Consider the following 24,333-nt stretch of genomic DNA (forward strand, 5'->3'; position numbering starts at 1 on the left):
GCGCTTGAACCGCCTAGGCTGCTGCGCCGGCGGCCTAAAACCCGAGCGCCAGCCATGCCGTCCCGGCAAGCAGCGTGACCAGCGTCAGCGGCAAGCCGACCTTGAAGAAGGCGGCGAACGACAGTGGTGTGCCGGAGACCCGCGCGTACTCGGCGACGATCAGATTGGCGACTGAACCGAGCAGCGTGAAATTGCCGGCCAGCGTCGAGCTCATGGCGACGACCAGCCAGGCGCGCTCGGGGTCTTCCAGGCCTGGTATGAACGGCCGCAGCGCCAGCACGGCCGGAACGTTGCTCATGATGTTGGACAGCACTGCGGTGAAGCCGGACAGCCGCCACACGTCGTCCAGCCCGAGGTTTTTTGCCGAGGCGACGATGTCGGGGCTGAGCAGCGTCTTCTCGGCGCCGGCGACGACGATGAACAGGCCGGCGAACATGAACAGCAGCGGCCCGTCGATCTCGCGGTAGATGCGCGCCGGCTTGATTGCGCGGGTCACGAGAAGAATGGCGCCGCCTATGAGCGCCGCCTTGGCAACCGGGACGCCGGCAAAGAAGGCTATCGCCAGTCCGATGCAGACGACCACGGCCTTGACCACCTGTCCCGGCAGCATGCGGCCGCGATAGACCTCGGGGCTGAGCTCGGCCTTGCGCGCGAATTCGGCGCGATAGACGATCCGTACTATGACGATGACGGCGATGAGGCCGAATAGCGCGACCGGCGCCAGGGCTGCCGAGAAGGCCGGATAGGATATCCCCGACAGCGCGCCGATGACCATATTCTGCGGGTTGCCGGTGATGGTGGCGACGCTGCCGCAATTCGACGCCGTGGCGGTAGCGATCAGATAGGGAAGCGGGTTGCGGTTGATGACGCGGGTGACGTGGACGACGATCGGCGCCATGACCAGGCAGATCGCGTCATTGACCAGGAACGCTGACAGAACGCCGGTCAGCAGCGTCACCATCACCAGCAGCATGAACGGCGCGTGCGCGTGCTCGATGGCGACGGCGCCGAGCGCGCGAAAAGCGCCCGACACTTTCAGATGCGCCACAACGATCATCATGCCGAGCAGCAGCGTGATGGTATCGAAATTGATGGCACGGTAGGAATCCTCCGGGCTGAGCGCGCCGATGGCGATCATCGCCGCACCGCCGAGCAGCGCAATGCCTGCCCGGTCGAGGCGCAAGCCGGGGAACCTGCCGACGGCGACGCCGGCATAGGTCAGGATCAGGATCAGCAGTGCCGCCGCGCCCATCAATGTCATTCGTGGAAAAGCCCCGTTCAGATCCGCCCTGCCCCGCCATTGGCGAATCGCCAATGCCCCTCCTCACTGCGACATGAATGAACGCAAGCACAAGAGATGCCCGCGACGTCGGCGAATCCTGTCTACCGAGGCGCCCGGGCGATTGGTGATACCATCGCGCGGCTGGAATCAGTGAAGGCCGAGCCGACATACTTGCGCGTGCCGATCTCGCCCATCAGAGCGAATGCCGGCGCCTCGCACTCGACCCCAGCAATTCGAGCTCACATCCGGTGAAGGGGTCTGCACATCTGTCGCATCTACCGCGCTCCCGGCGGCCGCATGGCCAAGTGCGCGTGCTTCTGGAAGATCGCAATCTTGTCGCGATAGGTAATCCGGATCTCGCGTCCGCATCCCTCACACCTGTAGTGGGAAACGACCTGAAACCAGCTGCCGTTCTTGATAACGGCGAAGTCGCATTGCGGGCATTGGAAAGTCAGGCCAACAGAGAATAGGCTGGGAGAGAGGGACATTGCAGCGCCTCGCATTCTGGAGAGCTTGTAGGCGGTTTGGCTAGTCCAGCGTCTCGACGACGAAGGATGCGGCAATCAAATCGTCGGCATCGATTCTGCCCTTGCCGCCCTCCATGACGGCCGCGACCTTTCGAAAGGTCTTCAGTTCACTCTCGGTAATCCGGGCGCCGCGCATCCTCTCATTGAGGTCGGCCACGCGCATTCGCAGCGCCTGGGACGCTCCAATCTCACGGTTCGACATGATGATCATACTCCTCCCTGCGCTGAACGGCATCGTCTTCGCGCCAGGCTCTTCAAACCTCAGGCAGCTGCAAACGTTCCTTGGCTGGGCTTCGGTCTGATCCGAGACGGGACCTAAGTCTCACCTGGTTTCGCGTAATAGTCCGGACATCGCGCCACCCGGAACGGCGGCTGCTCGTAGTAGTTGCTCGCTTTGAGTTCATGGGAGAGCCCATGGAAAATAGCGTTCACCGAGCCCGCTGGTTGCTCGCTCCGGTCTTGGCCGTCTCCACCGCGTTCCTGGCGATTGGAATGTCGTTAGGATTTTGGACCGAAGAACGAAACTGAGATCTGCGCAGCTAAGTCCCTTCCTGCGCTGATAAAGGACCATCCGCCATTCCTCGATTTGGCGGGTGGTCCGCGCGAGCGCGACTGAGGCGTCCTCGTCGCTGGAGCCCAGCACCGAGGCGTGGCGCAACTCTTCCTCGTCACGGAGATGCCTGATGTGGAGCCTCATGCCGGGGGCGCAGCGCGGTTCGTCGCCTCTTTATGCGTTCGGTGTAGCCAGTCGCGCGGTTTTGAGTTTCTGACAGCGGATTTTAGAGCACTCACCCGTCTCTCGAGCTTTCTCTAAGCGTTCTCGCAGCCGTGGATGCCCTAGCCATGGAATCCGCCAAAGCTACAAGCACGGATTCGTCCGCAGGTTTCGCGACAAAAGTACCGGCCTTGAAGGCCTCACCGCGGCCCTCGATGTCCGTGGCACTATAAATTACAAAAGGGATATTACGGGCCACGAGTTCTTCAGCAACCGAAGAGCTGATGCAGTCCTGCAAGAGCACGTCCAGGATGACGACGTCCGGCTCAACAAGGGCCAAAATTAGTCGTGCACGACTGCAACTTGGCTCTGAGGCCACCGCAAAGCCAGCCTCTCTGAGTGACGCCTCGATATCGATAACGATCATCGGCTCGTCCTCAAAGATGAGCGCCAGAGGCTTTCTCATGTCCTCCTCCATTGATGGGCAGGAGCACGGTGTGCGCTGACATCCCGACAACGGTGCCCGGATAATTCATAATCCTGTCAGGATCAGAGTCCATACTCAATTTTTAACGAGCGAAAACAGTCACGTCGCACCTGGTCTTCCTAAAGTTTTGGGAAGCAAGGCGTGCCGAAGATCGTCCTCGCCGCGCAAGTGCTTCACGCAGGCTTTCATGCCCGGTTTCACCCACTGCGTTGCCGGCCGCTTCTTCATGTCCTTGGGTGCCTCGCCGGCATGCCTCCTGGACGCGCTTGCAAAGCCGTTCGCGCATCTCGCGATTGACGCTGACGAAGGCACTGCCGACATAATTTCCGGGTGCCCGGCTCGCCCACGAGCGCAAATGCGGGCTTGCCTCTCCGCGCTCGACGCCAAGCAGGTCGAACTCGCTTTCCGTCAGAGCCTTGACGCAACCGCCTCATCTAATAGCCCGGACCCTGCCACGCCCAGGAGCAGCAGCACAGAAAGCGCCAAGACAGCCAGTAGCATGATGGGTGTTGAGTCTGGGAAGATGACGGTGATCGCGCGAGTCGACTGAGCTTCCAAAGCTTCACCTCCGCCCTCGATCAACGCTTCTTTCCGCTGGCTTCTCCTGATCCCACGGGACGGGAGCCCAACGTTCTTCATGTTCCAAATTCTGGCCGAGATGTCTCCGGCAATTACCGGATCATCGGACAGATGGCCTGCAATCCATTCAGGGAGGTATTCCTCACCGCGCTCGCCCATGGCACCCAGTAACCTGTCACATCTGCTCAACTTTTAGAATTAATCATATCAATCTACTACCATCGGTTGCGACAGGCAAGCCTTAAAGCGCGTCGCGTTTGACCGGCCTCGTGCGACGCTTTAGGTTGCTGTTTTATGCATGTCGTTATCGCAAAACCGCTGTACACTTTTGCGCGACATGCATCAGCATTTTCCGGAACGGAAAAATCAGTCAACGCCTACGGCTGGGCAGCGCCGGTAGCTCGCAAATGAGCGCGGACGGCGGCGGCATCTCCGGCTTCCATTCGGGTTTGGGCAGCTTGCTAAGTAAGGCGATCATTCGCGCCCTCTGATGCACAAGGGTGGCACGTAGCGCCCGCGCCAGCCCGATCTCGCTCAATGTGTTGGCAAGGTCGTACGCCGGGCGGGGGAATTTCATCGCCCATGTAGCACGGTTTGTTGGCTATCTCCCAACCGGACCTGTCAACCAGATAACCACCGCTCGAAAAGCCCGCGCCTCCGGGAGAGATCGCGGGCAAAGGTCTGTTGGCATCATAGGAACTGACCCAGCTTTAGTGTGGGTAACTTTCACCACGCATCGGCCAAATGGCTGAAAGCCCGCGCACCCTACGGAGGGGAAGGACGCGGGCTGATCGGGAGAGGTCACCGATCTCGCAGCTTGGTTTACAGGAGAAGATGCTGCAGAAGCCGAACGCCCTCCCCGAGCCGGTGTTCCATACGGAAGTCAAAAAGCCCGCCGCACCTTTCGGCACGGCGGGCGATCAGTCGTTCACCAGGCACAGGGTGGGCGGGGGTGGGCGTGCCCGGATTGTAGGAAATCCTACGCGCGCCGGCTGCGTCGCGTCTACCAACCGGCGGTTGGAATGCTCAACTCGGTGAGCCTTGCTTTACCCGGTCCTACCGCCCCAGCGCTTGTTTCGAAACCGACAGAAGTTCTTCTTCGTCCACCACTCCGGCCATGTAGTTGGCAATAATTCGGGACGCGAGCGCCTCACGTCGATGCGCAGATTCACTGTCAATCTTCAACCGCTCGAACACCCGCGCCAACAGGGCCAGTTCGGTCGGGTTGAAGACACCCGCATGCTCGGCTTTTCCACCAATCGGCATGACAAACCCCCTTCGCCCAGAGATTTTGTTCGTGCGTCATTATCATACACCAAAAAACCGCACCCCGTTGCAGAATCGCAGACGCGAGATGCGCCCCTCGCGGAAGATCTGCGAGCGGGCGAGGGCGACCTCACATCAGATCTTCAGCAACCCCGTCGAATTTCTTGAGGCCTTCGCTTGGAGGCTTCTGCTTATGAAGTCCCTGTTCCGTTGCAGCCGCCTCGAAAGCGGCGAACGCAGCCTGGTGACTGCAATGCCCGGCCAGGCATTCCTCGATCATTCGGATTGCTTCAAGTCGGGACGGCTTGTCCATGAATGGCCATGGTTGCTGAAGGGCTTTCGCAGCGTCGGCTATCGACGCGGCGTGTGATTCAGGTAGATTGTAATCGGGACAAACGCCGTCATTTTTGTCGCTCACCAGGATCGAAGGCGGTTAATCGCGAAGACATGGCGGTGGTTGCATGAACGTGCATCGTGAATTCAGAGCGGCGCTGCCCGACGCGATCGAGGCTCAACACGCCTTGCTCGGTGCCAACACGCAGGGGTTGCACGTCCGACGAGCCTTGATCGTATCGGTGCCATGAACGAAGAAGCCCGCGCCCCACGGAGGGGAAGGACGCGGGCTGATCGGAGGGGACAATCCGATCTCGCAGCATTCCTATGTGCACAGGAAATATTACTGCAGGAGGCGAACGTCTTGCGCGTGCCAGTGTTCCATACGGAAACAAAAAGTCCGCCGCACCTAAAGCGCGACGGGGCGATCAAGCGATCATCGAGCGCGGGGTGGGTCGGGATTTGCCCGGATCGCGAATCGTGAAAAATGATAGGCTGCATTTCGAGCATTGCCACTAGACAATCCTTCGGGCCGAAAGTGTTACCCATGTCTCCGATATAAACCGTAACCTATGTGTCCAGAATGGACCGTGAAAATGCTGGCGATCCCGACAGGATTCGAACCTGTGACCATCGGCTTAGAAGGCCGGTGCTCTATCCAGCTGAGCTACGGGACCGCTGGGCCGACGCCAAGGGCCGGCTGAGTTATGCGCTGGGACGGCTGCCCGGCATTTGCCGGTCAATGTGTCCAGGGCGTCCTGCGGTCATAGCGGAAATTTTCCGCATAGGAAATCTGGCGGCGCTTGGATTCCTTCGGCTCCTCGACACGGTAGGCCAGCCCCTCTTTCTCCGCATAGGCCACCGCCTCTTCCCGGGTATCGAAGGTGAGCCTGATCTGGCTCCGCATGTCACCCGACGTGGTATAGCCCATCAGCGGATCGATTTTCTTGCGCATCTCGGGATCGAATTCCAGCACCCAGTGGCCGGTCTTGGCCTTGCCGGACTGCATCGCGGTTTTGGCTGGGCTGAAAATGCGCGCGGACATGGACACCTCGTTGCTACGTGCAAGCGGCACCGCCGCTGTATTCCCGTCATTACTGCGCAATGCCGCCGGCGGCAAGGCCGATGCCTGCCGTACCCCTTCGGTACGGCGGGCCACCGACGACGATCGCGCGAGGGTTCACGGAAAAAGATCCGTCCCTCCAATCAGCTTGAGCAGTTTGCTACAACGCAGAAACTGAGAAGGAGCGGCCACCGCTGTGGACGTTCGCCGGCCTGACCTTGCTAGCCGGCGGGCCTGCGGTTCTCGGCATGTGGCTCGGCAGGCCTGGCCTATGCGCCGCAATGGTCGGCGCTGGCGCTTGCCATCGGCGCCGGGACGATCCTGCAGGTCATCGTCGAGGTCGGCGCCTATCTGATGCGCCGCAGCCAGAAGGGTCTCGATGCCTTCTTCACGCCGCCGGTCCTGGTTGGGCTGGCGGCCGGCGTCGCCTTCATGTATGCGACGGCCGCCTTGGTGAAGGTCTGACCGGACAGGAACCTGGGCGCCGAGACGGCGCTGCGAGGCGTTGCGCTGGACCCGGCTGGCTGCATTTCCGGCCCCGCTCTCGGCGCGGCCTACCGTTTGTTCCGTTCTCGTCTTTTCAAGGGGTTGCGCAGCCAAGCCCGCAACCTATAGCCCGAAAGGACTCGGGCCGCGGTAATCAGCTCTTAGCGGGAGCCGCTGACGAGCACATTGTGTCGGGCGCCCAAGGCGCTTGGCCAATCCCGAAGCAAATCGTTCTCGTCTCGCTTTGGGACAATGGGATTGGCATCTGAATTGCTACATCTGAATTGCTAATTGAGACTCGCCAGCCACAGCGCTTGCGAAGGGGACGGAAATGGGCTTAGCCGAAGACTTGTCTGATGTTGCGCTCACATTCGAATGTCCGGATTGCTCGCATCCGGCGGTAAGGAAGGGCTCCGCGCTAAAAACGATCGCGCACTTCAGATGCGACGGGTGCAACGCCAAGGTGCGGATCACTTATCCGCAGAAACTAGCGATCTTTGAAAAGCACAAGCTATTGGCCGCCCGAGGGGTGTTTGCGATTGGCTAGCTGAGCCTTTTCCAGGTTGTCGGTCGCGCGGATTTCGATGAGAACAAGATGCAGAATTCTGATGATGGTCTCGTTGGTGACGGGCTGAGGATCGCTCAATTCAAGCAGCTTTCTTGCTGGCGAAGCGATTGATGTTCCAAGCACCGCCGCCGGTTGACGCGCCGCCGACTAGTTGAACGCGAGCCGGTAGCGCCGGAGGGCGACAAGGCGCGGCTACTTCATTTTTCAATCCATGAGGAGCGTGATGAACAGCCGTGGGACTTTTGGTGGACTTTTCGTGCAACTCCCTGCCACTGTATTGCGTTCGTTCCGTTTTTGTCGTTTCGGGGGTTGCCTTCCAAAGCCCGGAACCCTATAGCCCGCAAGGACTCGGAGTGTAGCGCAGCCTGGTAGCGCATCTGGTTTGGGACCAGAGGGTCGGGAGTTCGAATCTCTCCACTCCGACCATTCATTCACCGCGACAGCCGTGCTGCTCGGCGCAGCTGCGCCGGACGGCATCTGCGACGGACGAAGCACCCAAGCGACCGACGGGCAGCCCGGATTTCCGGGCGTGCCCGCCTGAAGCTGCGACGCGTCAGCTTTGGATGAACGCCAGGAGATCCGGATTGATGATCTCCGGGTGGGTGGTGCACATGCCGTGCGGAAGGCCCTCGTAGACCTTGAGCGTGCCGTGCTTCACCAGCTTGGCTGCAAGCAGAGCAGAGTCGGCAATCGGCACGATCTGGTCGTCATCGCCGTGCATGATCAGGACAGGCACGTCGAGCCTCTTCAGGTCCTCGGTAAAGTCGGTCTCGGAAAAAGCCTCGATGCAGTCGTAATGGGCCTTGGCTCCGCCCATCATGCCCTGGCGCCACCAATTGTCGACAGCCCCTTGCGAGACCTTGGCGCCCTCGCGATTGAAGCCGTAGAACGGGCCGGCCGGCACATCCCTGTAGAACTGGGCGCGGTTGGCGACCAAAGCGGCACGGAAGCCGTCGAAGACCTCGATCGGCAGGCCGCCGGGGTTACTGTCAGTCTTGAGCATGATCGGCGGCACCGCGCCGATCAGCACCGCCTTGGCGACGCGTCCCTCGCCACCGTAGCGGGCAACGTAACGCGCCACCTCGCCGCCGCCGGTCGAGTGGCCGATATGGACGGCGTTCTTGAGATCAAGGTGAGCGACCAGAGCCGCGACATCGGCGGCATAGGTGTCCATCTCGTTACCGGTTGCCGTCTGTGTCGAGCGACCGTGCCCGCGCCGGTCATGCGCGATCACGCGATAGCCCTTGTCGAGGAAGAACAGCATCTGGTTGTCCCAGTCGTCGGCGCTGAGCGGCCAGCCGTGATGGAACACGATTGGCTGCCCTGTGCCCCAATCCTTGTAGAAGATCTCGGTGCCGTCCTTGGTGGTGAATGTGCTCATCGTCGTACTCCTTGATGTGGTTGGCTGGATGGGCGGGGGAAGGTTCGTTCCTTCTGTGGACAAGCTATTGCAACGGAGCCATGGTGAGGATTGGCAAAACAGACATTGTACATGGCAAAACTGACAAATGATTGCGGCGCGTGATCCGGTCGAAATCGGCCTCGTTGTATATCCTGGCGTTCAGGGAGCGGCCGTTCTTGGGCTGACCGATCTCTTCCAGCTGGCCAACCGGCTGGCTGCCGAACGGTCGCCGGACGTGCTGAGACTTCGTGTCAGCCATTGGCAGTTGCAAGAGGCGAGCCAAACCGTCATCCGCACCTTCGACAGCGAGCCCGGCCCCGGCCATGGACCTGCCATGGTCATCTTGCCTCCGACCCTGGGTGATCCGATTCCGCGCGAGGCGGCCGCGCCCTATGCCGACTGGCTCAGGGCCCGCCATGCGGCGGGCGCAACGCTCGGCTCGGTCTGCGCCGGCGCCTTCGTGCTTGCCGAGACCGGTCTGTTGTCAGGTCGTGCGGCGACCACGCACTGGGCCTATCGCGACGCGCTGGCGATACGCTTCCCCGACATCGTGCTGGATGCCGACAAGCTGGTCATCGACGACGGCGACATCATCACCGCCGGCGGCTACATGGCCTGGACCGATCTCGGCCTGAAGCTCGTCGACCGGGTGCTCGGGCCGACCGTGATGATAGAAACCGCCCGCTTCATGCTGGTGGACCCGCCGGGGCGCGAGCAACGCTTCTATAGCCCCTTTGCTCCCAGGCTGAGCCATCGCGACGAAGCTATCCTCAAAGTGCAGCACTGGCTCCAGGCGAGAGGCGCGCGCGATGTGACGCTTGCCACCATGGCGGAGCATGCGGCCTTGGAGGAGCGGACCTTTTTGCGCCGCTTTCGCAACGCCACCGGCCTCAAGCCGACCGAGTATTGCCAGCACCTGCGCGTCGGCAAGGCGCGTGAGATGCTGGAAGCGACGACCCGATCCATAGACCAGATCGCCTGGGATGTCGGCTATGACGATCCTGGCTCCTTCCGCAAAGTTTTCGCCAGGATAACCGGCCTGGTGCCCGGCGATTACCGCAGGCGCTTCGGCGCGGAACGGGCGGCGCCGCCGGACGGTGGGATCTGAACGTGGCGGCAGTGGCGGCACGACCCGACGGCTGCGCGAGGCGATCGGACTGAAACGGAAGCGCGGGTGAGCCAATGACTGACCGATCAATCACGAGTTGCGACGAATGCGGCAGCAGATATTTCGTCGAAAGCAGCGCAATGACCAGCCTTTGTGCTGAATGCGCGTTTCATCTCTATGGATGCCCGCCTGCGAACATCAGTTCGAAAACGGCCGATGCACAGGCTGCGGGTGGAATGGCTCTCGGTCAAAATCTATCGCCGACATTATCTCGTGGGAGAGCTCATAGGCGGGAGCGTCGACCTCGTAGCATTGTCGCGCGCATCTGGCGCAGACAACCCATGTTTAACGAGCGCTTTCGACGAGACGATTTGCCTGTCCCTCAACCTGAGCGCCAAATTCTGCAATGGCAAACGAAATGATGCTGCTTAGGCGTGGCGCCATGCGTCGGTCACGGTGGTAGATGAGAGACATGGGCCGTTCATTCAGGTGCCAATCCGGGAAAAGCCGGACGAGAAGGCCAGCGCGTATATCCGAAGTCAGCAGTATGGATGGTTGCATAATCACGCCCAACCCAGCACGCGCAGCCATGCGGACAGCCTGACCACTATTGACGGTGATCGAGATTTTGGGAGCGACTTCGACCAGATCCTTGCCTTTCGATAGCCTCCAGGGCGACCGGGCTGCAGGGGTAAAGCCGATGGCTTCGTGGACGGAAAGCTCGCGAGGATGATCCGGGGTGCCCATGCGGGCAAGGTAATCCGGTGCAGCACAAATCATCAATCGATAGGGAGCAAGGTGACGAGCAATAAGGCGGCTATCCGGCAACGCTCCAATGCGAAACGCGATGTCGAAGCCTTCTTCCACGATATCGACATTGCGGTCGGTCAACGTGATGTCCAGCGTCACGTCAGGGGCAATGTCGCGATAACGCTTCAAAGCTGGCATTAAAACCTCCGTCCCAAAAGTCGTCGGCGCTGTGATCCTCAGTTGCCCGCGAGGTTTCGTCTGAGATGCCTCTGCGTCCTGATCCGCAACAGCCACACGATCCAGGATGTCCCGGCACTGCTCGACATAGCTCGTGCCAAAATCCGTCAAGCTCTGACGGCGGGTGGTCCTATTCAGAAGGCGTGTGCCGAGCCGCTCCTCCAGCGCGGCCACATGTTGCCCCACCATCGCTGGCGATATGCCGAGTTTTGCCGAAGCAGCGCTCATTGAGCCCTCTTGGACCGTCGCCACAAAAACCTGCATGGAGCGAAAAAGAGCCATTCGATACTTCTGCTTTCAAATGAATAAGCGTTTTGCCGAATTATCATGAGATAGCACAGGAATTACAGCTGCCATGTTGCAATTCACCGAAGGAACAAAGACATGGCACAAACCAGATTCATGGGCAAAACGGTTCTAGTTACGGGTGCGGGAACGGGTATGGGGCGGGCCGCTGCCCTTCGGCTGGCTGACGAAGGTGCACAGATTGCCCTTGTCGGACGCCGTTACGATCCGATCAGCCAATTGCAGTCGGACATCGAGGCAGCAGGCGGCAACGCAGTCGCGATTGCTTGCGATATTGCTGACAACGATGCAGTCGCGGCGACTGTAGGGAAGACAATTGAACGCTTCGGGAGACTGGATGCCGTATTCGCCAATGCCGGAATTTTGGGCGACTTCAAACCATTGGCAGTGACCGACGCGGATGATTTCGACGTGTTGATCGGCACCAACCTTCGGGGGACGTTCTTTACGATCAAGCATTGCCTGCCGTTCCTGGAAGGCGGCAGCATACTCATCAACGCCTCCTGGACGGCGGGCGCAGTGATGCCGGGGGCCGGGGCTTACGCGAGTACAAAGGGCGCATTGCTTGCCATGATGCGTACGTTCGCGGTCGAGCAAGGCCCTCGGAACATCCGGATCAATGCCATCAATCCGGGTATCATTCTGACCCCGATGGCGGATGATGTCATAGACCCTGTTTTTGCCAAGCGCCTAGCCGCCCACACGCCCCTCCGCCGTAACGGCGTATCAGAAGATATCGCAGGTACAGTTGCTTGGTTGCTTTCAGACGATGCAAACTTCGTCACGGGGCAAGAGATCACTGTCGATGGTGGGTACACTATCGGGGGTCTCCGGCCGTAGGTTGATCCAACCGGCATCCGTTCCCTGACCTAATCCAGGATCGCACCTTAAAGAACGCTTTCGATATCGGTCTTCGAAAAGTCATCAGCGCCGTAGAGGAAATCCTGGCTTCGCGCGGCGGATGGGCCGGCCTTTGCCTTTTCGGCGCCGGATGCCCGCATCGCCTCCAGCAATGCCCGGCAGCTTTTCGTGTCCGGCATCGCCTTGATGGCAACCAGGCGCACGGCCGCATGACCGTGACGGGTCAGAATGACTTCGTCACCTGCCTCGGCACGACGCACCAATTCTGTCAGCTGTCCCTTGGCGTCTGTAACGGATACCTGCATCGGCCCCTCTTCTATGAACCATCCTCTGGTCCATATTTACGAGGAAAATAGCCCGTTCAACGGTCCATTATAACGGCCAAAGACGGCGCGGGACTGCTTTATCCGTGAGCGCGGTTGCCAGTGCCGTACGCGCGACTACCGCCCCTCATTGAAGGCAAGCTCGCCGGGAAGAGAACCCCAACCGCCTCATCTCCCGGCGAGCCTACAACCTGATTTGATACGCAATCAGGACCGGGGTTAGCCGGCAAGACTGACGTTGCAAGACAGATGCCAGTCTTCGTTTCCCGAAATGGAACACCGGCAGGGGTGGTCATTTTCCGCGTTCGACCAATCGGTGTTTCGACTTTGACGTAGCGTCCGGCGTCGTGTCATCCTGCGGGAACGGCGGGACGCCGATGTGAGGCGGGGCAAGTAGAATGAATGCTTCCTACCCTGGTGAAGAAGCAACAGCCGAACAGGTACTGGGACTCGCAAGCGAATTCAGAAATGCAGCGATCCGCCTGCTGGAACATCGACGCAAGGGTAACGCGCTTTCCCTGGTGCCCTGCCGTTTCACCGCCCTTCACGCAATCGAACTCTACCTCAATGCCCATCTCCTCCTGACTGGTTCTGATCATAAGGCGTTGCGTGGTCTGCAGCACGATTTTGCGACACGTACCGCAAAGGCGATCGCCTCGGGGCTGGTCCTGCGGAACGCACGGCACACCATCTGTCCCAACTTACTGGAAACCGAGAATATTTAGTGACGCGATACGGTCCAGAGATGACCACCGCCCTGTCGCAAATCAACAGGCTGATAGCGACTTTAAATGAAGTTGCGGCGAAAGTGGAAGAGCCTGCTGCCCTCCGAGGCAGCACGCCAAAGCCCACTGCAGTCTAAATCTCAAACTCGCCCTGCCCCTCATCCATGGCGCTGACGGTTTCGGCGGCGAGCGCCCTCGTGATCGGCGTCTTGCGCTCGAGCGCGGTGCGATCCAGCCGCTCCACCACCCGCATCGCTGTTGCCAGCGAGCGCTCGATGCGGCGCACCAGATATTGCACGACATGCGGCTCGACTTCGACCTGGCGGTCGGCGAACAGTTTGGTGATGACGCCGGCCAGCAAGAGATCGTCGGGCTCATGGATCTCGACTGTCGCCGCCGCCTTCAGCCGCGAAGCGAGGTCCGGAAGACTGACGCCCCAGGCGGACGGAAAACGCCGCGCGGTCAGCAGCAAGGTCGAGCCGGCCCCGCGCACCGCGTTGATCAGATGGAACAGCCCCTCTTCATCGACCGGACCGGCATCGACATCGTCGATCAGTGCCGGCCGCGCGCCGAGGCTGGCCATGCAGTCGCCGATCCGCCCGGCGTCGACTTTCACTGCTCCGGCGCGGGCGCGCCAGATCGAGGCCAGGTGGGTTTTTCCAGAGCCCGCCGGACCGGCGAGCACGACCACCGGCGACGGCCAGTCCGGCCAGCGATCGACCAGCGCCACCGCTTGGCTGTTGGTGCCGGAGACGACGAGTTCGTCGCGCGAATAGCCGGTGCCGTGGCCGAGATCGAGCGGCAACTGGCGCGGCGGGTCGATCTTGTTGTTGTCCGGCATCTGGCTCAACTGCGCGGTCCACCGCTCCCGCGGCGACGCGCCGGCAGCGGCGGGACAGGTTCGGTGTTGTGGCCCTTGTAGAGCGGCGACTCCAGGTATCGAGCGATGGCAAAACGCACCAGAACGGCAACGGCGGCCGAGGCCGGCACGGCGATCAGCAAGCCGACGAAGCCGAACAGCGCGCCGAAGGCAAACAGCGAAAACATCAGCCACACCGGATGCAGGCCGACGCTTTTTCCGACCAGCCTCGGCTGCAGGATGTTGCCCTCGATGAACTGGCCGACGAAGAACACGCCGGCCACCGCCGCGACCATGGTCCAGTCCGGCCAGAACTGGACGAAGGCGACGCCGACGGCCAGCACCAGCCCGGTCAGCGAGCCGACATAGGGAATAAAGGAGATCAGCCCGGCGAACAGGCCGATGAGGATGCCGAAATTCAGGCCGGTCAAGGTCAGGCCGGTGGCGTACATGGCGCCCAGTACCAGGCACAGCGTGCCCTGGCCGCGCACAAAGCCGGCGGTGGCGGTGTTGATGTCGTTGGCGATTGCCCTGACGGTCTGGACATAGTCGCGCGGCACCCAGCTGTCGACAATCGCCACCATGCGGTCCCAGTCGAGCAGCATGTAGAAGGCGACGACGGGCGTGACGACGAACAGGCTGACCACCGACACCAGCGCCACGCCGGAGCTCCAGATCGAGGTGAACACCGTGGTCAGCAGGCCGAAGCCGGAGGTCAGCAGCGAGTTCAACCCTTCGCGCAGGCCATTGGCGTCGACGCCGAATTGCTCTTCCAGCCATCTCGGGTCGAAGCTGGTGATCAGGCTCTGCAGCCGGGTCAGGTATTCCGGCAGCTTGCTGGCGAAATCGGCCATCTGCGAAGCCAGCACCGGAATGAGGATGACGAAGGCCAGCACCAGAACGACGATGAAGGCAAACAGGATGACAATCGTCGCCATCAGCCTGGACAGGCCGAGCCGCTGCAGCCGGTCGGCGACCGGGTCGAGGAAGTAGGCGAGCACCATGCCGGCGACGAACGGCAGCAGGATGCCGCTGAAGACATAGAGAAAGATCGCGAGGATGATGGCGCTGATCAGCCAGAAGCGGATCTGGCGGCGAAACACGCCGGACGCGGCAGCATCGGCAGCCGCAGCCTCGGCCGCCGCGTCGATGTCCTGGTCAGGTGCCCGGTGTGGAGCCTTCGCCATAGCCGCTCATATGCCTCAGCCAAGCCACGAGATAGGCCGCGGCCGAAGCCACGGTCAAGACCCCGGACAGCAATATGAGTACCGGCCTGAGCGGGTCGAGATTGATGGCGAGGGCAAGTTCGCCCAGCACCACCGCCGCCAGCCCGATCTGGATGGCGGTGTTGGCCTTCGACACGAACAGCGGCTTCATCTCGACCGGGTGGGTCATGACGGTGGACAGAACGACGGCGCAGACGATCAGTGCATCGCGCGACACCATGGTGACGACCAGCCACAGCGGCAATTCACCGATGAAGCCCAGCACCACGAACACCGAGACCAGCAGCAATTTGTCGGCCATCGGATCGAGATAGGCGCCAAGCTGGGAAAACTGATTGAAATGGCGGGCAATGAAACCGTCGACGCCGTCGGAAATGCCCGCAATCAGGAAGCCGGCGAAAGCCCAGTCCCAGCGCGCCTGCAGCATGGCCAGCACCACGCCCGGCACCAGCACGAAACGCATGATCGTGATCATGTTGGGGATGGTCAAACGCATATCCCGTCGCTTCTGTTTTGATGATACATGATGGAGATGGGAGGGTAGGGCAAGTGAGAGCGACGCAGAAGCTGCCAATCTCGCCCCTTGTGGAGGAGAGATTGGCTGTGTTCAAGGCTTTCGCCAATCGCCAATGTTGGAGATTTGCCTGAAGCCTCTGTCCACTCTTTTGTGATGCCGAAAGTGCCTGAGCCAGCCGTTATCCTTGCGAGGCGCAGCCGTTCATGCGAAGAGCCCCGGAAAGCAGGAAAGAGTGATGAGCAAGCGCAAGAACGGGCTCACCTATGCCGAGGCGGGTGTCGACATCGATGCCGGCAATCTCATGGTCGAGAAGATCAAGCCGCTGGTGCGCGCGACGCGCCGGCCGGGCGCCGATGGCGAGATCGGCGGCTTTGGCGGCCTGTTCGACCTCAAGGCCGCCGGCTTCATCGACCCGGTGCTGGTCGCCGCCAATGACGGCGTCGGCACCAAGCTGAAGATCGCCATCGATGCCGGCAAGCACGACACGATCGGCATCGACCTCGTCGCCATGTGCGTCAACGACATCGTCGTGCAGGGCGCAGAGCCATTGTTCTTCCTCGACTATTTCGCCACCGGCAAGCTCGACCCCGACCAGGGTGCGGCGATCGTCGGCGGCATCGCCGAGGGCTGCCGGCAGGCCGGATGCGCGCTGATCGGCGGCGAGACGGCGGAAATGCCCGGCATGTATCACGGCAACGACTACGACCTTGCCGGCTTTGCCGTGGGCGCGGCCGAACGCGGCCAACTGCTGCCGACCGACGACATCGTCGAGGGCGACGTGCTGTTGGGACTGGCCTCGTCGGGGCTGCATTCAAATGGCTTTTCGCTGGTCCGCCGCATCGTCGCCACCAGCGGCCTTGCGTGGACCGATCCAGCGCCCTTCAACGATGAAGCCACGCTGGCCGAGGCGCTGCTCGAGCCGACCCGCATCTACGTCAAGTCGATCCTCAAGGCGATCCGTAACACGCATGGCATCAAGGCGCTGGCCCATATCACCGGCGGCGGTTTCCCGGAAAATATCCCGCGCGTCCTGCCGAAGGATTTTTCCGCCGAGCTCGACCTCGACGCCATCGAAGTGCCGGCGGTGTTCTCATGGCTGGCGAAGACCGGCGGCGTGGCGCCCGAAGAGATGATGCGCACCTTCAACTGCGGCGTCGGCATGATCCTCGCCGTCGCCTCCGGCCAGGCGGCACAGGTCGCGGCCGTGCTGCAGGAGGCCGGTGAGAGCGTGACGCCGATCGGCCGCATCGTGCCGCGCCGCAACGCCGGCGTGATCTATCGGGGCTCGATCGGCCTATGAGCGCGCGCAAACGCACCGTAGTGCTGATTTCGGGACGCGGCTCCAACATGACGGCGCTGATTGCCGCGGCCAGCAACCCGGACTATCCGGCCGAGATCGTCGGCGTCATTTCCGACCGGGCCAATGCCGCCGGTCTCGGTATCGCGGCGGCGCGCGGCATCGCCACCAAGGTGATTTCGCGGGCGGACTATAGCAGCAAGGAAGCGCATGACGGGGCGATCGACGCCGCACTTGTCTCGTTCGGCGCCGAGTTCGTGGCGCTGGCCGGTTACATGCGCATCCTCGGCGCGCGCTTCGTCGAGAAATGGCTGGGACGGATGATCAATATCCACCCTGCCCTGTTGCCGGCCTTCAAGGGGCTGGATACGCATGCGCGAGCTATCCGCGCGGGCATCCGCATCCATGGCTGCACGGTGCATTTCGTCACGCTGGACATGGATGACGGCCCGATCATCGCCCAGGCCGCTGTGCCGGTGATGGTCGGCGACAATGAGGATACGCTCGCCGCGCGCGTGTTGAAGGCCGAGCACCGGCTTTATCCGCTGGCGCTCGGGCTGGTCGCCGAAGGCAAGGCGCGAATGGAAGGCGGTCGCACCGTGCTGGCCCACTTCGCCGACGATGCCGACAACAGCACCTCCGTGGTGATGGCCCCCGATCCGCTGCGCGAGGAGACCGACCTCGAGCATCTGGCGCGCATCACGCCCTGAGGCCCATCCTTGAAGATGGTGGCAATTATTGCCACCATCTTGGCAAGGAGACAGTTTGATGGCGACAGTCGAAAAAGTCAGCGTGGCGCTTTCCCCGGAACTGCTGGACATGGTCAAGAGCGCGGCGGCCAGCGGGCAATACGGTTCGGCAAGCGAAGTGATCCGCGAGGCTCTCCGCGAATGGCGCCTTCGCCAGCCCTTGCGCGATGCGGAAGCGCAGCGGCTGCGGAAAGCCTGGACGGAAGGGCTGGAGAGCGGCCTCTTCGCGCCTTTCGACATCGAGGAGATCAAGCTGAAGGCGCACAGCCGGTTCAGCGACGCTGCCAAAAAAACACCACGGCGTGGCTGACATCCTCATTGTCCGCAGCCCGGCCGCCGAAGACGATCTGATCGACATCTGGTTTGGCATTGCGGCGGAGCTTGCCGCGGATCGCTTTCTGGACGCGATTGCGGCGCGCATCCTGCAATTGGAGACATTCCCGCAATCCGGTCGCCAGAGACCCGACATCGGTGCCGAAGTGCGAGCATTGACGATCGGCAATTATCTCGTGCTTTATCGCCTTGCCGAACAGCGCGTCGAAGTCGTTCGCGTCGCGCATGGCGCACGCGACGTCTCAACATTATTTTGACAGATGCAGACAGGCAAATGGATCTCTTCGACAGCGCTATGCGGGCAAAAGGTGATCTGGCCGGTGCCTTCGAGTATGATGAGGCAGACAATCCAACGAATGCCACGGCGTACTTCTATCTGTATCGAGTCGAGGACGGGCGAGTGGGTTCCGTCATCGATGCAATTCACATTCGATCGGGCGATTGGGCCATTACTGAAGCAGACATTTCGGTCAAGTGGGATAAGGATGAACGGCGCGTAGGTTTGTTCATCTTTGGTGCGCTTTGGGCGACCTTTGATACCGCCATGGGCACAAAACATGGCGGCGGATATGGGAAAGACTTTCAGCCCGACATTCCTTGGTCTTAAATTGAACTCATGAAACAACTCCTTCTTCTGCGTCATGCCAAGTCGAGTTGGGACGATCCTGACCTTATTGACTTCGACCGGCCGCTTTCCGGGCGCGGGCTGAAGGCCGCGCCGCTGGTCGGGCGCGAACTGGCCAGGCAGGGCTGGCTGCCGGACCTGGCGCTGGTATCGCCCGCGTTGCGCACCCGCGACACATGGCGGCTGGTCTCGGCGGAATTGCCGGCGAAAACGCCGGCCAAATTTGTCCAGGCGCTCTACGAGGCCGGTGCGGCAGACATTCTCGCCAAGGTACGGCAGGCAAAAGCGGCAACAAGCAGCCTTTTGGTGATTGGCCATAATCCCGGCCTGGAGGAATTCGCGCGCCGGCTTGCGGGCGCCGGATCGGATGCCGCGGCACTCAAAAAGCTTGAAGAGAAATTCCCGACGGCAGCCCTGGCCCGCTTCGTTTTCGACGGTGACTGGGCACGGCTGGCCCTCGGCGATGCGCGGCTGACACACTGCGTTTGGCCGAAGGACCTGCGCTAAACGAGGGCTGTGACTTGATATACAAAAGCAGGAACGGCGGGCCAAGCCCGCCGCTCTTTGAGTTCCGAAGCTTGAGGATTTAGCGGCCCCAGTTGCCCCGGCCGGACTGAGGCACGACCGGTTCAGTCGTGCCGGGCTGGATCGTCGCGTTGGTATTGACGGTATTGTGCTCGGCCGTAAACGGCTTGCGGATCGAACCCGTGAACATATTATCGACAACAGGCGCATTGCCAACAGGCGCGGCCGGCTGGTTGACGCCGTCCGAACCATAATGGTCGCTGCCGGCAAAGGCGCTGCCCGTGGCAATGAGGATGGCGGCAGCGGTGAGAGCAATCTTGGTCATTTCAGGTACTCCAGTACTTTCATACTTTCAGTATTGTTGTCCGTCTCGTGGCGTGCCTTGGGAGGATTTCGCGTCGCTCGGACCACCCCGAGGTGGGTTGGCCATGCAGCAGTTTCCAATCACAAAGATGTTCCGGCCACGCCCTGAACCGGGTGCTTGAAATCCGCTAAAAGGCTTCCTTCGCCACAATCTTTGAACTTCTTCTCAATGCTTTAGGCGAATACGTCTGCCGCGCGGCCTGGCCATTTGCTGAGCCGACGTTCACTCTATCTTGCACAATGCGTCAACAAAAACGAACCGATCGGTTCGATTTCCTGCACAAATGAAATCGCAGATCCGCCGGTTTTGCGCTGCCGCTCTAGACGTGCACGTCACCAAAGGAGAGTTCGCCCTCGTCGCCAGCGGTCAGGAACGCCGTGACCAGCAGGCCGGCATAGAAGGCGGCGACCAGCACGACGATGACCAAGCCGGGAATGGGCCCCAGAGCAGCGCCGGCAACGGCCTCGCGCACCGAGCTGACAAAGTCGATGCGGACACCTTCGGTTAGAAGACTGGGGGTCGACAGTTTCAGGATCCAGGCCAGCAGCAGGATCAGCAGCATGTGGATGTAGTTTCGACGCAGACGGCGCGCCAACGCCGCTCGTTGCGAAATGAGGAATTTTGGAGTGCGCAGGCTTTCGCCGACGACCAACAGCCAATCGGACGCGAAGTCCGGCTGCGGCGAGAATATCTGCGCGAAATAGTGCCGTTCGAACTGGCGCACGCGGGCCCGGTAAACGTCGAAGAAGCGATATCGCCGCGCTTCTATCCACAGCAGCAACAGGACAAGCAGCATGGCAAAAAGCAGCACGCCGTGATGCGCGCTGGCTGTCGAAAGCGAGATGGACAACATCGCCGCAACGACCGTTATCGCCCAATTACTCGTCCGGTCCAGGCGATCGCGCCACCCCGTCATGCGCAGAATCTCGGCGCGATGAAAGTGCGACATCGTGGTTACGAGTTCGCCGGGCGAAAGCGTTCTTCCAATGGGGTCCGGCGCTGCCAACACTTCTGCCATCACCATGTCTCCACCGCCACGCAAAAACGGCTGGTTGGATATATCGTTCCGAGGCCTCACTTCGCCGCGCGCAGCCAGACCTTGTTGTCGTGGAACGCAGCACCGCCATAGGGCGCCGGCGCATCGGCGCCGGTCAGGACGTTGATGCCCTCGCCGCGCTCGTGGGCGCTGTTGGGCCAGATGCCTTCGGCGACCACGACGCCGCGCTTGACGCCGTCGAACAATCTTGCGTGCAGCACGACTTCGCCGCGCGCATTGCCGATCTCGACGCGGTCGCCATTGGCCAGCCCATAGGCTGCCGCATCGTCCGGATGCAAAAGCAGTTCCGGCCGGCCCTCCTTGGCCTTCGACACCGGCGTCTCCGAAAAAGTCGAGTTGAGGAAATTGCGCGCCGGCGAGGTGGTCAGCCTGAACGGATGCGCCGCATCCGCCACCTCGATCAGGTCGACGTGGTCGGGAAATTCCGGCAGGCTTGCCACCGGCCCGAACAGGCCCATGCTTCTCGGCGGCCGGTTGGGCGCCGCCTGCCCGGTCCAGTCGGCGCGGAAGCGGAATTTTCCGTCCGCGTGGCCGAAGCCGCTGATAAAATGCGCCGCCTCGAAATCCGGCTGCAAGTCGACCCACTTCTCTTCCTTGAGGTTCGAAAAACTACCCAGGCCGCGCTTGCCCAAAATGATGTCGATGTGCTGCTGCTCGGTCATGCCGAAGCCAGGCTTGTCGCCAACGCCCAGCTTTTTACCGAGTTCCTCGATGACGAAATGGTTGCTGCGCGGCCCTTCCGGCGGGTCGATCAGCTTCGGCCCGAGCGTGATGTGCTGGTTGCCGCCGCCCTTGTAGATGTCGTCATGCTCTAAAAACATCGTCGCCGGCAGCACGACATCGGCGAGTTTTGCGGTGTCGGTCATGAACTGCTCGTGCACGCAGGAAAACAGGTCGTCGCGCAGAAAACCCTGCTTCACCAGCCGCTGCTCCGGCGCGACATTGACCGGATTGGTGTTCTGGATCAGCAGCGCGGTCACCGGCGGGCCGCCATAGAGCGCATCCTCAGCGCCGGTCAGCACCGGGCCGATGCGCGAATGGTCGAGATGGCGGATCGAGGGGTCGCGCATCCGCGTGCCTTCCAGCAGTTCCTGGTTCAGCTTGAAGATGCCCGAATTGGAATGGAAGGCGCCGCCGCCCTCATACTGCCAGCAGCCGGTGACCGCGGCGATCGAGGCGGCGGCATGCATGTTGACCGAGCCGTTGCGCTGGCGCGAGAAGCCGTAGCCGAGGCGGAAATAGGTTTTCTTGGTCGTGCCGACGAGGCGGGCGAAGGCCTCGATCTCGTCGACCGAAAGCCCGGTGATATCAGCCGCCCATTGCGGCGTCCTCGTCTGAAGATGCGCTTCCAGACCGTGCGGGTCGTCGGTGTATTTTTCCAAATAGGCGCGGTCTGCCATGCCGTCACGGAACAGCACATGCATCACCGCGGAGGCCAGCGCGCCATCGGTGCCGGGCTTCAGCACCAGGCCGAGATCGGCCTGCTTCATCGTCGCGTTTTCGTAGACGTCGATGACGACGATTTTTGCGCCGCGTTCCTTGCGCGCCTTGATCGCGTGGGTCATGACGTTGACCTGGGTGACCACGGCATTGGTGCCCCAGACCACCACGCAGTCGGACTTGGCCATCTCGCGCGGGTCGGGACCGCGCAACGCGCCGGCGCCCATCATCCAGCCGGTCCAGGCCAGATTGGTGCAGATCGACCCGAAGAAGCCGGAATACTTTTTCGCGTGGCGCAGCCGCTCGATGCCGTCGCGCTGCACCAGCCCCATCGTGCCGGCATAGTAATAGGGCCAGACCGTCTCCGAGCCGTATTTTGCCTCGGCCTCGATAAACTTTTCGGCGACGAGGTCGAGTGCGGCCTCCCAACTCGCTTCCTTCCAAAGGCCCTCGCCCTTGGCGCCCGCGCGGATCAGCGGCTTCAGCAAGCGGTCGGGATGATGGACGCGGTCGGCATAGCGGGCGACCTTGGCGCAGATGACGCCTGATGTGTAGCTGTTGGCCCTGGCGCCATGGACGCGGCCGATGCGCTTGCCGTCGAGCAGCTCGACCTCGAGCGCGCAGGTCGACGGGCAATCATGCGGACAGGCCGAATGGCCGATCCTGAGCTTGGCGTGCTGATTCATGGGAGCAGACTAGTCGGTTGCGAAAGCGGCGTGTAGGGCCAGATGCAGCGCTAACTTGCTTCTCCTTGCTGAGGCAAGTTGAAAATCTGGCGACCGCCAGCGCGGAGCCGTTAGAACTGCGTCGTCAACGCCGTCAGCCACTCGGGCGAAGCGTTGACGAGTGCGGTTTCCAACGCCTTGTCGAACCCAGACAGAATCGCGGCGGCGGTCATCACCAGCAAGACGCCTAAAGCGACCTTCAGCCCGCTGCCGGCGCCTGCGATGTGGCTGCGCCAACTCAGCAAGGTCTCGCGGGACAGTAGTCCGAGGATCAGCAACGGCACGGCAGCACCGAGACCAAACAGGACCATGGTGACCCCAACCTGGCCAAGGTCTTGGCCCTGCGCTGCAAGGACGGAAGCGGCACCGAGAGTCGGGCCAACGCAAGGGCTCCACACCGCGCCGAGCAGCAGACCGACGCCGAACTGCCCCCAAAGGCCAACGGAGGAAAAGCCGCCAAACCGCTGCTCGACCCAGTTGCCGGCCGGACCGGCCGCAAGCGCGATATGCGCCTGGAATGCCGGCACGATCAATATCGTGCCGAGGACGAGCATCAGAACTGCGGCGGCGCTGCGAAAGACACCGCCGTCAAGCCCGACGGAGAACCCGATCGTGGCGACGAAAAGCCCTATGGCCGTGAAGGATATGGCAAGTCCTGCGGCCAGCGCGATGGGGCCATAGCGATGCTGACTGACGGCAGCACCGAGCACGACCGGGATCAGCGGCAGCACGCATGGCGACAGCGTCGACAGCACCCCGGCCAGGAACGAAAATATGAAGCCGAGTAGCATCGCCGCCGCTCAGATCGTTTTATCAAGCAATTGCTTGATGGCATCCGCCTTGGTCACGCCAACAAGCCGACCGACTTCCGTTGCGCCCTTGAAGGTGATCAGCGTGCTCTGCATCCGCGCACCAAGAGCCCGAACAACCTCTTTTTGGGAATCGAAATCGACTTCGAAAACGGCCAGGTTTGCGTGCTCGGGCGCAGGCAGCAACTGGCCGAGCACCCGCTTCTGCGCCTTGCAGATCGGACACCAGCTGGCGGTGATCTCGACCAGGATCGGCTTGCCTGCCTTTTGCGCCTCTTCGAAGGCCTGCTGTGTGTAGGCCATGCGGCTGGCCGCCAGCGCCGCCGGAGCCGAGGCGAGGCCCGATATTGCGGTCAGGCCGATGAGGAAGGTGCGACGGTCTAGCATTTCTTGACTCCTGAAGGTGTCGGCGGGCAAGTAATCCCGCCATGGCGGACATGAGGATATGGTCCGTTGTTCGCGCCAGCGACGGCGAACGTTACAGGCTCACGGTAATGTTACCGAGGCCGCCCTTCCCTTGTGTCCACGTGCATTCGACGCCGTCAGCAGCCATCAGGTGCTGACGCCAAGCGCACCAGTGGCTTCAGCAAGCGCTCGGGACTATGGACGCGGCGGCGTAACGGGCGACCTTGGCGCAGATGACGCCTGATGTATACGTATCGGCCTTGGCGCCGTGGACGCGGCCGATGCGCTTGTTGTCGAGCAGCTCGACCTCGAGCGCGCAGGTCGACGGGCAATCATGCTGACAGGCCGAATGGTAGATCCTGAGCTTGGCGTGTCGATTCATGA

Annotated in this window: 27 protein-coding genes, 2 tRNA genes and 2 pseudogenes; 11 read left to right on the forward strand and 20 right to left on the reverse strand. The window is 61.6% G+C overall.

What is annotated here, in order from left to right:
* Window positions 1-34: 34 nt before the first annotated feature.
* The 8 genes from AC0NIE_RS25655 to AC0NIE_RS25690 form a co-directional block, all read right to left on the reverse strand.
* The gene (locus AC0NIE_RS25655; protein WP_473486757.1) at window positions 35-1,261 is read right to left on the reverse strand and encodes an anion transporter; all 1,227 of its coding nucleotides are present in this window, start codon (window positions 1,259-1,261) and stop codon (window positions 35-37) included.
* 549 nt (window positions 1,262-1,810) lie between these two features.
* Window positions 1,811-2,011 carry a hypothetical protein gene (locus AC0NIE_RS25660; protein WP_123150929.1) on the reverse strand — a complete coding sequence of 67 codons (201 nt, stop codon included), beginning with the start codon at window positions 2,009-2,011 and terminating at the stop codon, window positions 1,811-1,813.
* A 586-nt stretch (window positions 2,012-2,597) separates the two neighbouring features.
* Complete coding sequence (locus AC0NIE_RS25665) at window positions 2,598-2,990, reverse strand: response regulator (protein WP_473486756.1); 393 nt, start codon at window positions 2,988-2,990, stop codon at window positions 2,598-2,600.
* Between the two features lie 429 nt (window positions 2,991-3,419).
* Window positions 3,420-3,749 (reverse strand): hypothetical protein, encoded by a 330-nt coding sequence (locus AC0NIE_RS25670; RefSeq protein WP_473486755.1) that lies wholly within the window; start codon window positions 3,747-3,749, stop codon window positions 3,420-3,422.
* 897 nt (window positions 3,750-4,646) lie between these two features.
* Window positions 4,647-4,856, reverse strand: coding sequence for a hypothetical protein (locus tag AC0NIE_RS25675; protein WP_473486754.1), 210 nt, complete (start codon window positions 4,854-4,856; stop codon window positions 4,647-4,649).
* A 130-nt stretch (window positions 4,857-4,986) separates the two neighbouring features.
* A complete protein-coding gene (locus AC0NIE_RS25680; protein WP_473486753.1) occupies window positions 4,987-5,274 on the reverse strand; it encodes a DUF982 domain-containing protein in 288 nt (95 codons plus the stop codon).
* 515 nt (window positions 5,275-5,789) lie between these two features.
* Window positions 5,790-5,866 (reverse strand) — tRNA-Arg (locus AC0NIE_RS25685).
* A 62-nt stretch (window positions 5,867-5,928) separates the two neighbouring features.
* Window positions 5,929-6,234 carry an ETC complex I subunit gene (locus AC0NIE_RS25690; protein ID WP_027152615.1) on the reverse strand — a complete coding sequence of 102 codons (306 nt, stop codon included), beginning with the start codon at window positions 6,232-6,234 and terminating at the stop codon, window positions 5,929-5,931.
* Between the two features lie 197 nt (window positions 6,235-6,431).
* Between AC0NIE_RS25690 and AC0NIE_RS25695 the strand changes: the two are divergent.
* Together AC0NIE_RS25695 and AC0NIE_RS25700 are read left to right on the forward strand one after the other, a co-directional pair.
* Window positions 6,432-6,717, forward strand: a pseudogene (locus AC0NIE_RS25695) (ZIP family metal transporter); the annotation flags it as partial.
* A 938-nt stretch (window positions 6,718-7,655) separates the two neighbouring features.
* Window positions 7,656-7,732: transfer RNA gene (locus tag AC0NIE_RS25700), tRNA-Pro, on the forward strand.
* A gap of 127 nt (window positions 7,733-7,859) precedes the next feature.
* On the opposite strand, the gene AC0NIE_RS25705 is transcribed toward AC0NIE_RS25700, so the two are convergent.
* A complete protein-coding gene (locus tag AC0NIE_RS25705) occupies window positions 7,860-8,687 on the reverse strand; it encodes an alpha/beta fold hydrolase (protein WP_473486752.1) in 828 nt (275 codons plus the stop codon).
* 127 nt (window positions 8,688-8,814) lie between these two features.
* Here AC0NIE_RS25705 and AC0NIE_RS25710 point away from each other — a divergent pair, with 127 nt between their 5' ends.
* Window positions 8,815-9,816 (forward strand): GlxA family transcriptional regulator, encoded by a 1,002-nt coding sequence (locus AC0NIE_RS25710; RefSeq protein WP_473486751.1) that lies wholly within the window; start codon window positions 8,815-8,817, stop codon window positions 9,814-9,816.
* 345 nt (window positions 9,817-10,161) lie between these two features.
* Here AC0NIE_RS25710 and AC0NIE_RS25715 read toward each other — a convergent pair whose 3' ends face one another.
* Window positions 10,162-11,085 carry a LysR family transcriptional regulator gene (locus AC0NIE_RS25715; RefSeq protein WP_473486750.1) on the reverse strand — a complete coding sequence of 308 codons (924 nt, stop codon included), beginning with the start codon at window positions 11,083-11,085 and terminating at the stop codon, window positions 10,162-10,164.
* Window positions 11,086-11,187: 102 nt separating this feature from the next.
* Between AC0NIE_RS25715 and AC0NIE_RS25720 the strand changes: the two genes are divergently transcribed.
* A complete protein-coding gene (locus tag AC0NIE_RS25720; RefSeq protein ID WP_473486749.1) occupies window positions 11,188-11,949 on the forward strand; it encodes an SDR family NAD(P)-dependent oxidoreductase in 762 nt (253 codons plus the stop codon).
* Between the two features lie 47 nt (window positions 11,950-11,996).
* Here AC0NIE_RS25720 and AC0NIE_RS25725 read toward each other — a convergent pair whose 3' ends face one another.
* Window positions 11,997-12,275 (reverse strand): type II toxin-antitoxin system Phd/YefM family antitoxin, encoded by a 279-nt coding sequence (locus tag AC0NIE_RS25725; protein ID WP_473486748.1) that lies wholly within the window; start codon window positions 12,273-12,275, stop codon window positions 11,997-11,999.
* Between the two features lie 416 nt (window positions 12,276-12,691).
* Here AC0NIE_RS25725 and AC0NIE_RS25730 point away from each other — a divergent pair, with 416 nt between their 5' ends.
* Complete coding sequence (locus AC0NIE_RS25730) at window positions 12,692-13,018, forward strand: hypothetical protein (protein ID WP_473486747.1); 327 nt, start codon at window positions 12,692-12,694, stop codon at window positions 13,016-13,018.
* A 133-nt stretch (window positions 13,019-13,151) separates the two neighbouring features.
* Here AC0NIE_RS25730 and hdaA read toward each other — a convergent pair whose 3' ends face one another.
* Genes hdaA through AC0NIE_RS25745 form a run of 3 tightly spaced genes read right to left on the reverse strand, consistent with a single transcriptional unit; the run spans window position 13,152 to window position 15,593 of the window.
* The gene (hdaA, locus tag AC0NIE_RS25735) at window positions 13,152-13,859 is read right to left on the reverse strand and encodes a DnaA regulatory inactivator HdaA (RefSeq protein WP_473486776.1); all 708 of its coding nucleotides are present in this window, start codon (window positions 13,857-13,859) and stop codon (window positions 13,152-13,154) included.
* A 5-nt stretch (window positions 13,860-13,864) separates the two neighbouring features.
* Entirely contained in the window at window positions 13,865-15,064 is a 1,200-nt protein-coding gene (locus AC0NIE_RS25740) for an AI-2E family transporter (protein ID WP_473486746.1), read from the reverse strand.
* Complete coding sequence (locus AC0NIE_RS25745; protein ID WP_473486775.1) at window positions 15,036-15,593, reverse strand: CDP-alcohol phosphatidyltransferase family protein; 558 nt, start codon at window positions 15,591-15,593, stop codon at window positions 15,036-15,038. The genes AC0NIE_RS25740 and AC0NIE_RS25745 overlap by 29 nt, the downstream gene beginning before the upstream one ends.
* Window positions 15,594-15,855: 262 nt before the next feature.
* On the opposite strand from AC0NIE_RS25745, the gene purM reads away from it, so the two are divergent.
* From purM to AC0NIE_RS25775, 6 genes are read left to right on the forward strand one after another with little or no spacing between them, the layout of a single operon-like run.
* On the forward strand, window positions 15,856-16,920 hold the full coding sequence (gene purM / locus AC0NIE_RS25750; RefSeq protein ID WP_123151294.1) for a phosphoribosylformylglycinamidine cyclo-ligase: 1,065 nt from the start codon (window positions 15,856-15,858) through the stop codon (window positions 16,918-16,920).
* Window positions 16,917-17,627, forward strand: coding sequence for a phosphoribosylglycinamide formyltransferase (purN, locus tag AC0NIE_RS25755; protein ID WP_473486745.1), 711 nt, complete (start codon window positions 16,917-16,919; stop codon window positions 17,625-17,627). Before purM ends, purN begins: the two co-directional genes overlap by 4 nt.
* Before the next feature lie 58 nt (window positions 17,628-17,685).
* A complete protein-coding gene (locus tag AC0NIE_RS25760; protein WP_473486744.1) occupies window positions 17,686-17,976 on the forward strand; it encodes a type II toxin-antitoxin system ParD family antitoxin in 291 nt (96 codons plus the stop codon).
* Window positions 17,969-18,256, forward strand: a complete 288-nt coding sequence (locus AC0NIE_RS25765; RefSeq protein WP_473486743.1) for a type II toxin-antitoxin system RelE/ParE family toxin — start codon at window positions 17,969-17,971, stop codon at window positions 18,254-18,256. Before AC0NIE_RS25760 ends, AC0NIE_RS25765 begins: the two co-directional genes overlap by 8 nt.
* Window positions 18,257-18,273: 17 nt before the next feature.
* Window positions 18,274-18,606 carry a hypothetical protein gene (locus AC0NIE_RS25770; protein WP_473486742.1) on the forward strand — a complete coding sequence of 111 codons (333 nt, stop codon included), beginning with the start codon at window positions 18,274-18,276 and terminating at the stop codon, window positions 18,604-18,606.
* A 9-nt stretch (window positions 18,607-18,615) separates the two neighbouring features.
* The gene (locus tag AC0NIE_RS25775; RefSeq protein WP_473486741.1) at window positions 18,616-19,131 is read left to right on the forward strand and encodes a SixA phosphatase family protein; all 516 of its coding nucleotides are present in this window, start codon (window positions 18,616-18,618) and stop codon (window positions 19,129-19,131) included.
* 79 nt (window positions 19,132-19,210) lie between these two features.
* On the opposite strand, the gene AC0NIE_RS25780 is transcribed toward AC0NIE_RS25775, so the two are convergent.
* The 6 genes and pseudogenes from AC0NIE_RS25780 to AC0NIE_RS25805 all read right to left on the reverse strand — a co-directional run.
* Entirely contained in the window at window positions 19,211-19,474 is a 264-nt protein-coding gene (locus AC0NIE_RS25780; RefSeq protein WP_123151291.1) for a DUF680 domain-containing protein, read from the reverse strand.
* Window positions 19,475-19,832: 358 nt separating this feature from the next.
* Window positions 19,833-20,531, reverse strand: coding sequence for a DUF2270 domain-containing protein (locus AC0NIE_RS25785; protein WP_473486740.1), 699 nt, complete (start codon window positions 20,529-20,531; stop codon window positions 19,833-19,835).
* Window positions 20,532-20,587: 56 nt separating this feature from the next.
* Window positions 20,588-22,696: a molybdopterin-containing oxidoreductase family protein gene (locus AC0NIE_RS25790; protein ID WP_473486739.1), complete on the reverse strand. Its 2,109-nt coding sequence runs from the start codon at window positions 22,694-22,696 to the stop codon at window positions 20,588-20,590.
* A 110-nt stretch (window positions 22,697-22,806) separates the two neighbouring features.
* Window positions 22,807-23,526 (reverse strand): cytochrome c biogenesis CcdA family protein, encoded by a 720-nt coding sequence (locus AC0NIE_RS25795; RefSeq protein WP_473486738.1) that lies wholly within the window; start codon window positions 23,524-23,526, stop codon window positions 22,807-22,809.
* 9 nt (window positions 23,527-23,535) lie between these two features.
* On the reverse strand, window positions 23,536-23,961 hold the full coding sequence (locus AC0NIE_RS25800) for a thioredoxin family protein (protein ID WP_473486737.1): 426 nt from the start codon (window positions 23,959-23,961) through the stop codon (window positions 23,536-23,538).
* A gap of 131 nt (window positions 23,962-24,092) precedes the next feature.
* Window positions 24,093-24,331, reverse strand: a pseudogene (locus AC0NIE_RS25805) (molybdopterin oxidoreductase family protein); the annotation flags it as partial.
* Window positions 24,332-24,333: the final 2 nt, after the last annotated feature.

The sequence above is a fragment of the Mesorhizobium sp. WSM4842 genome, from assembly GCF_055901575.1.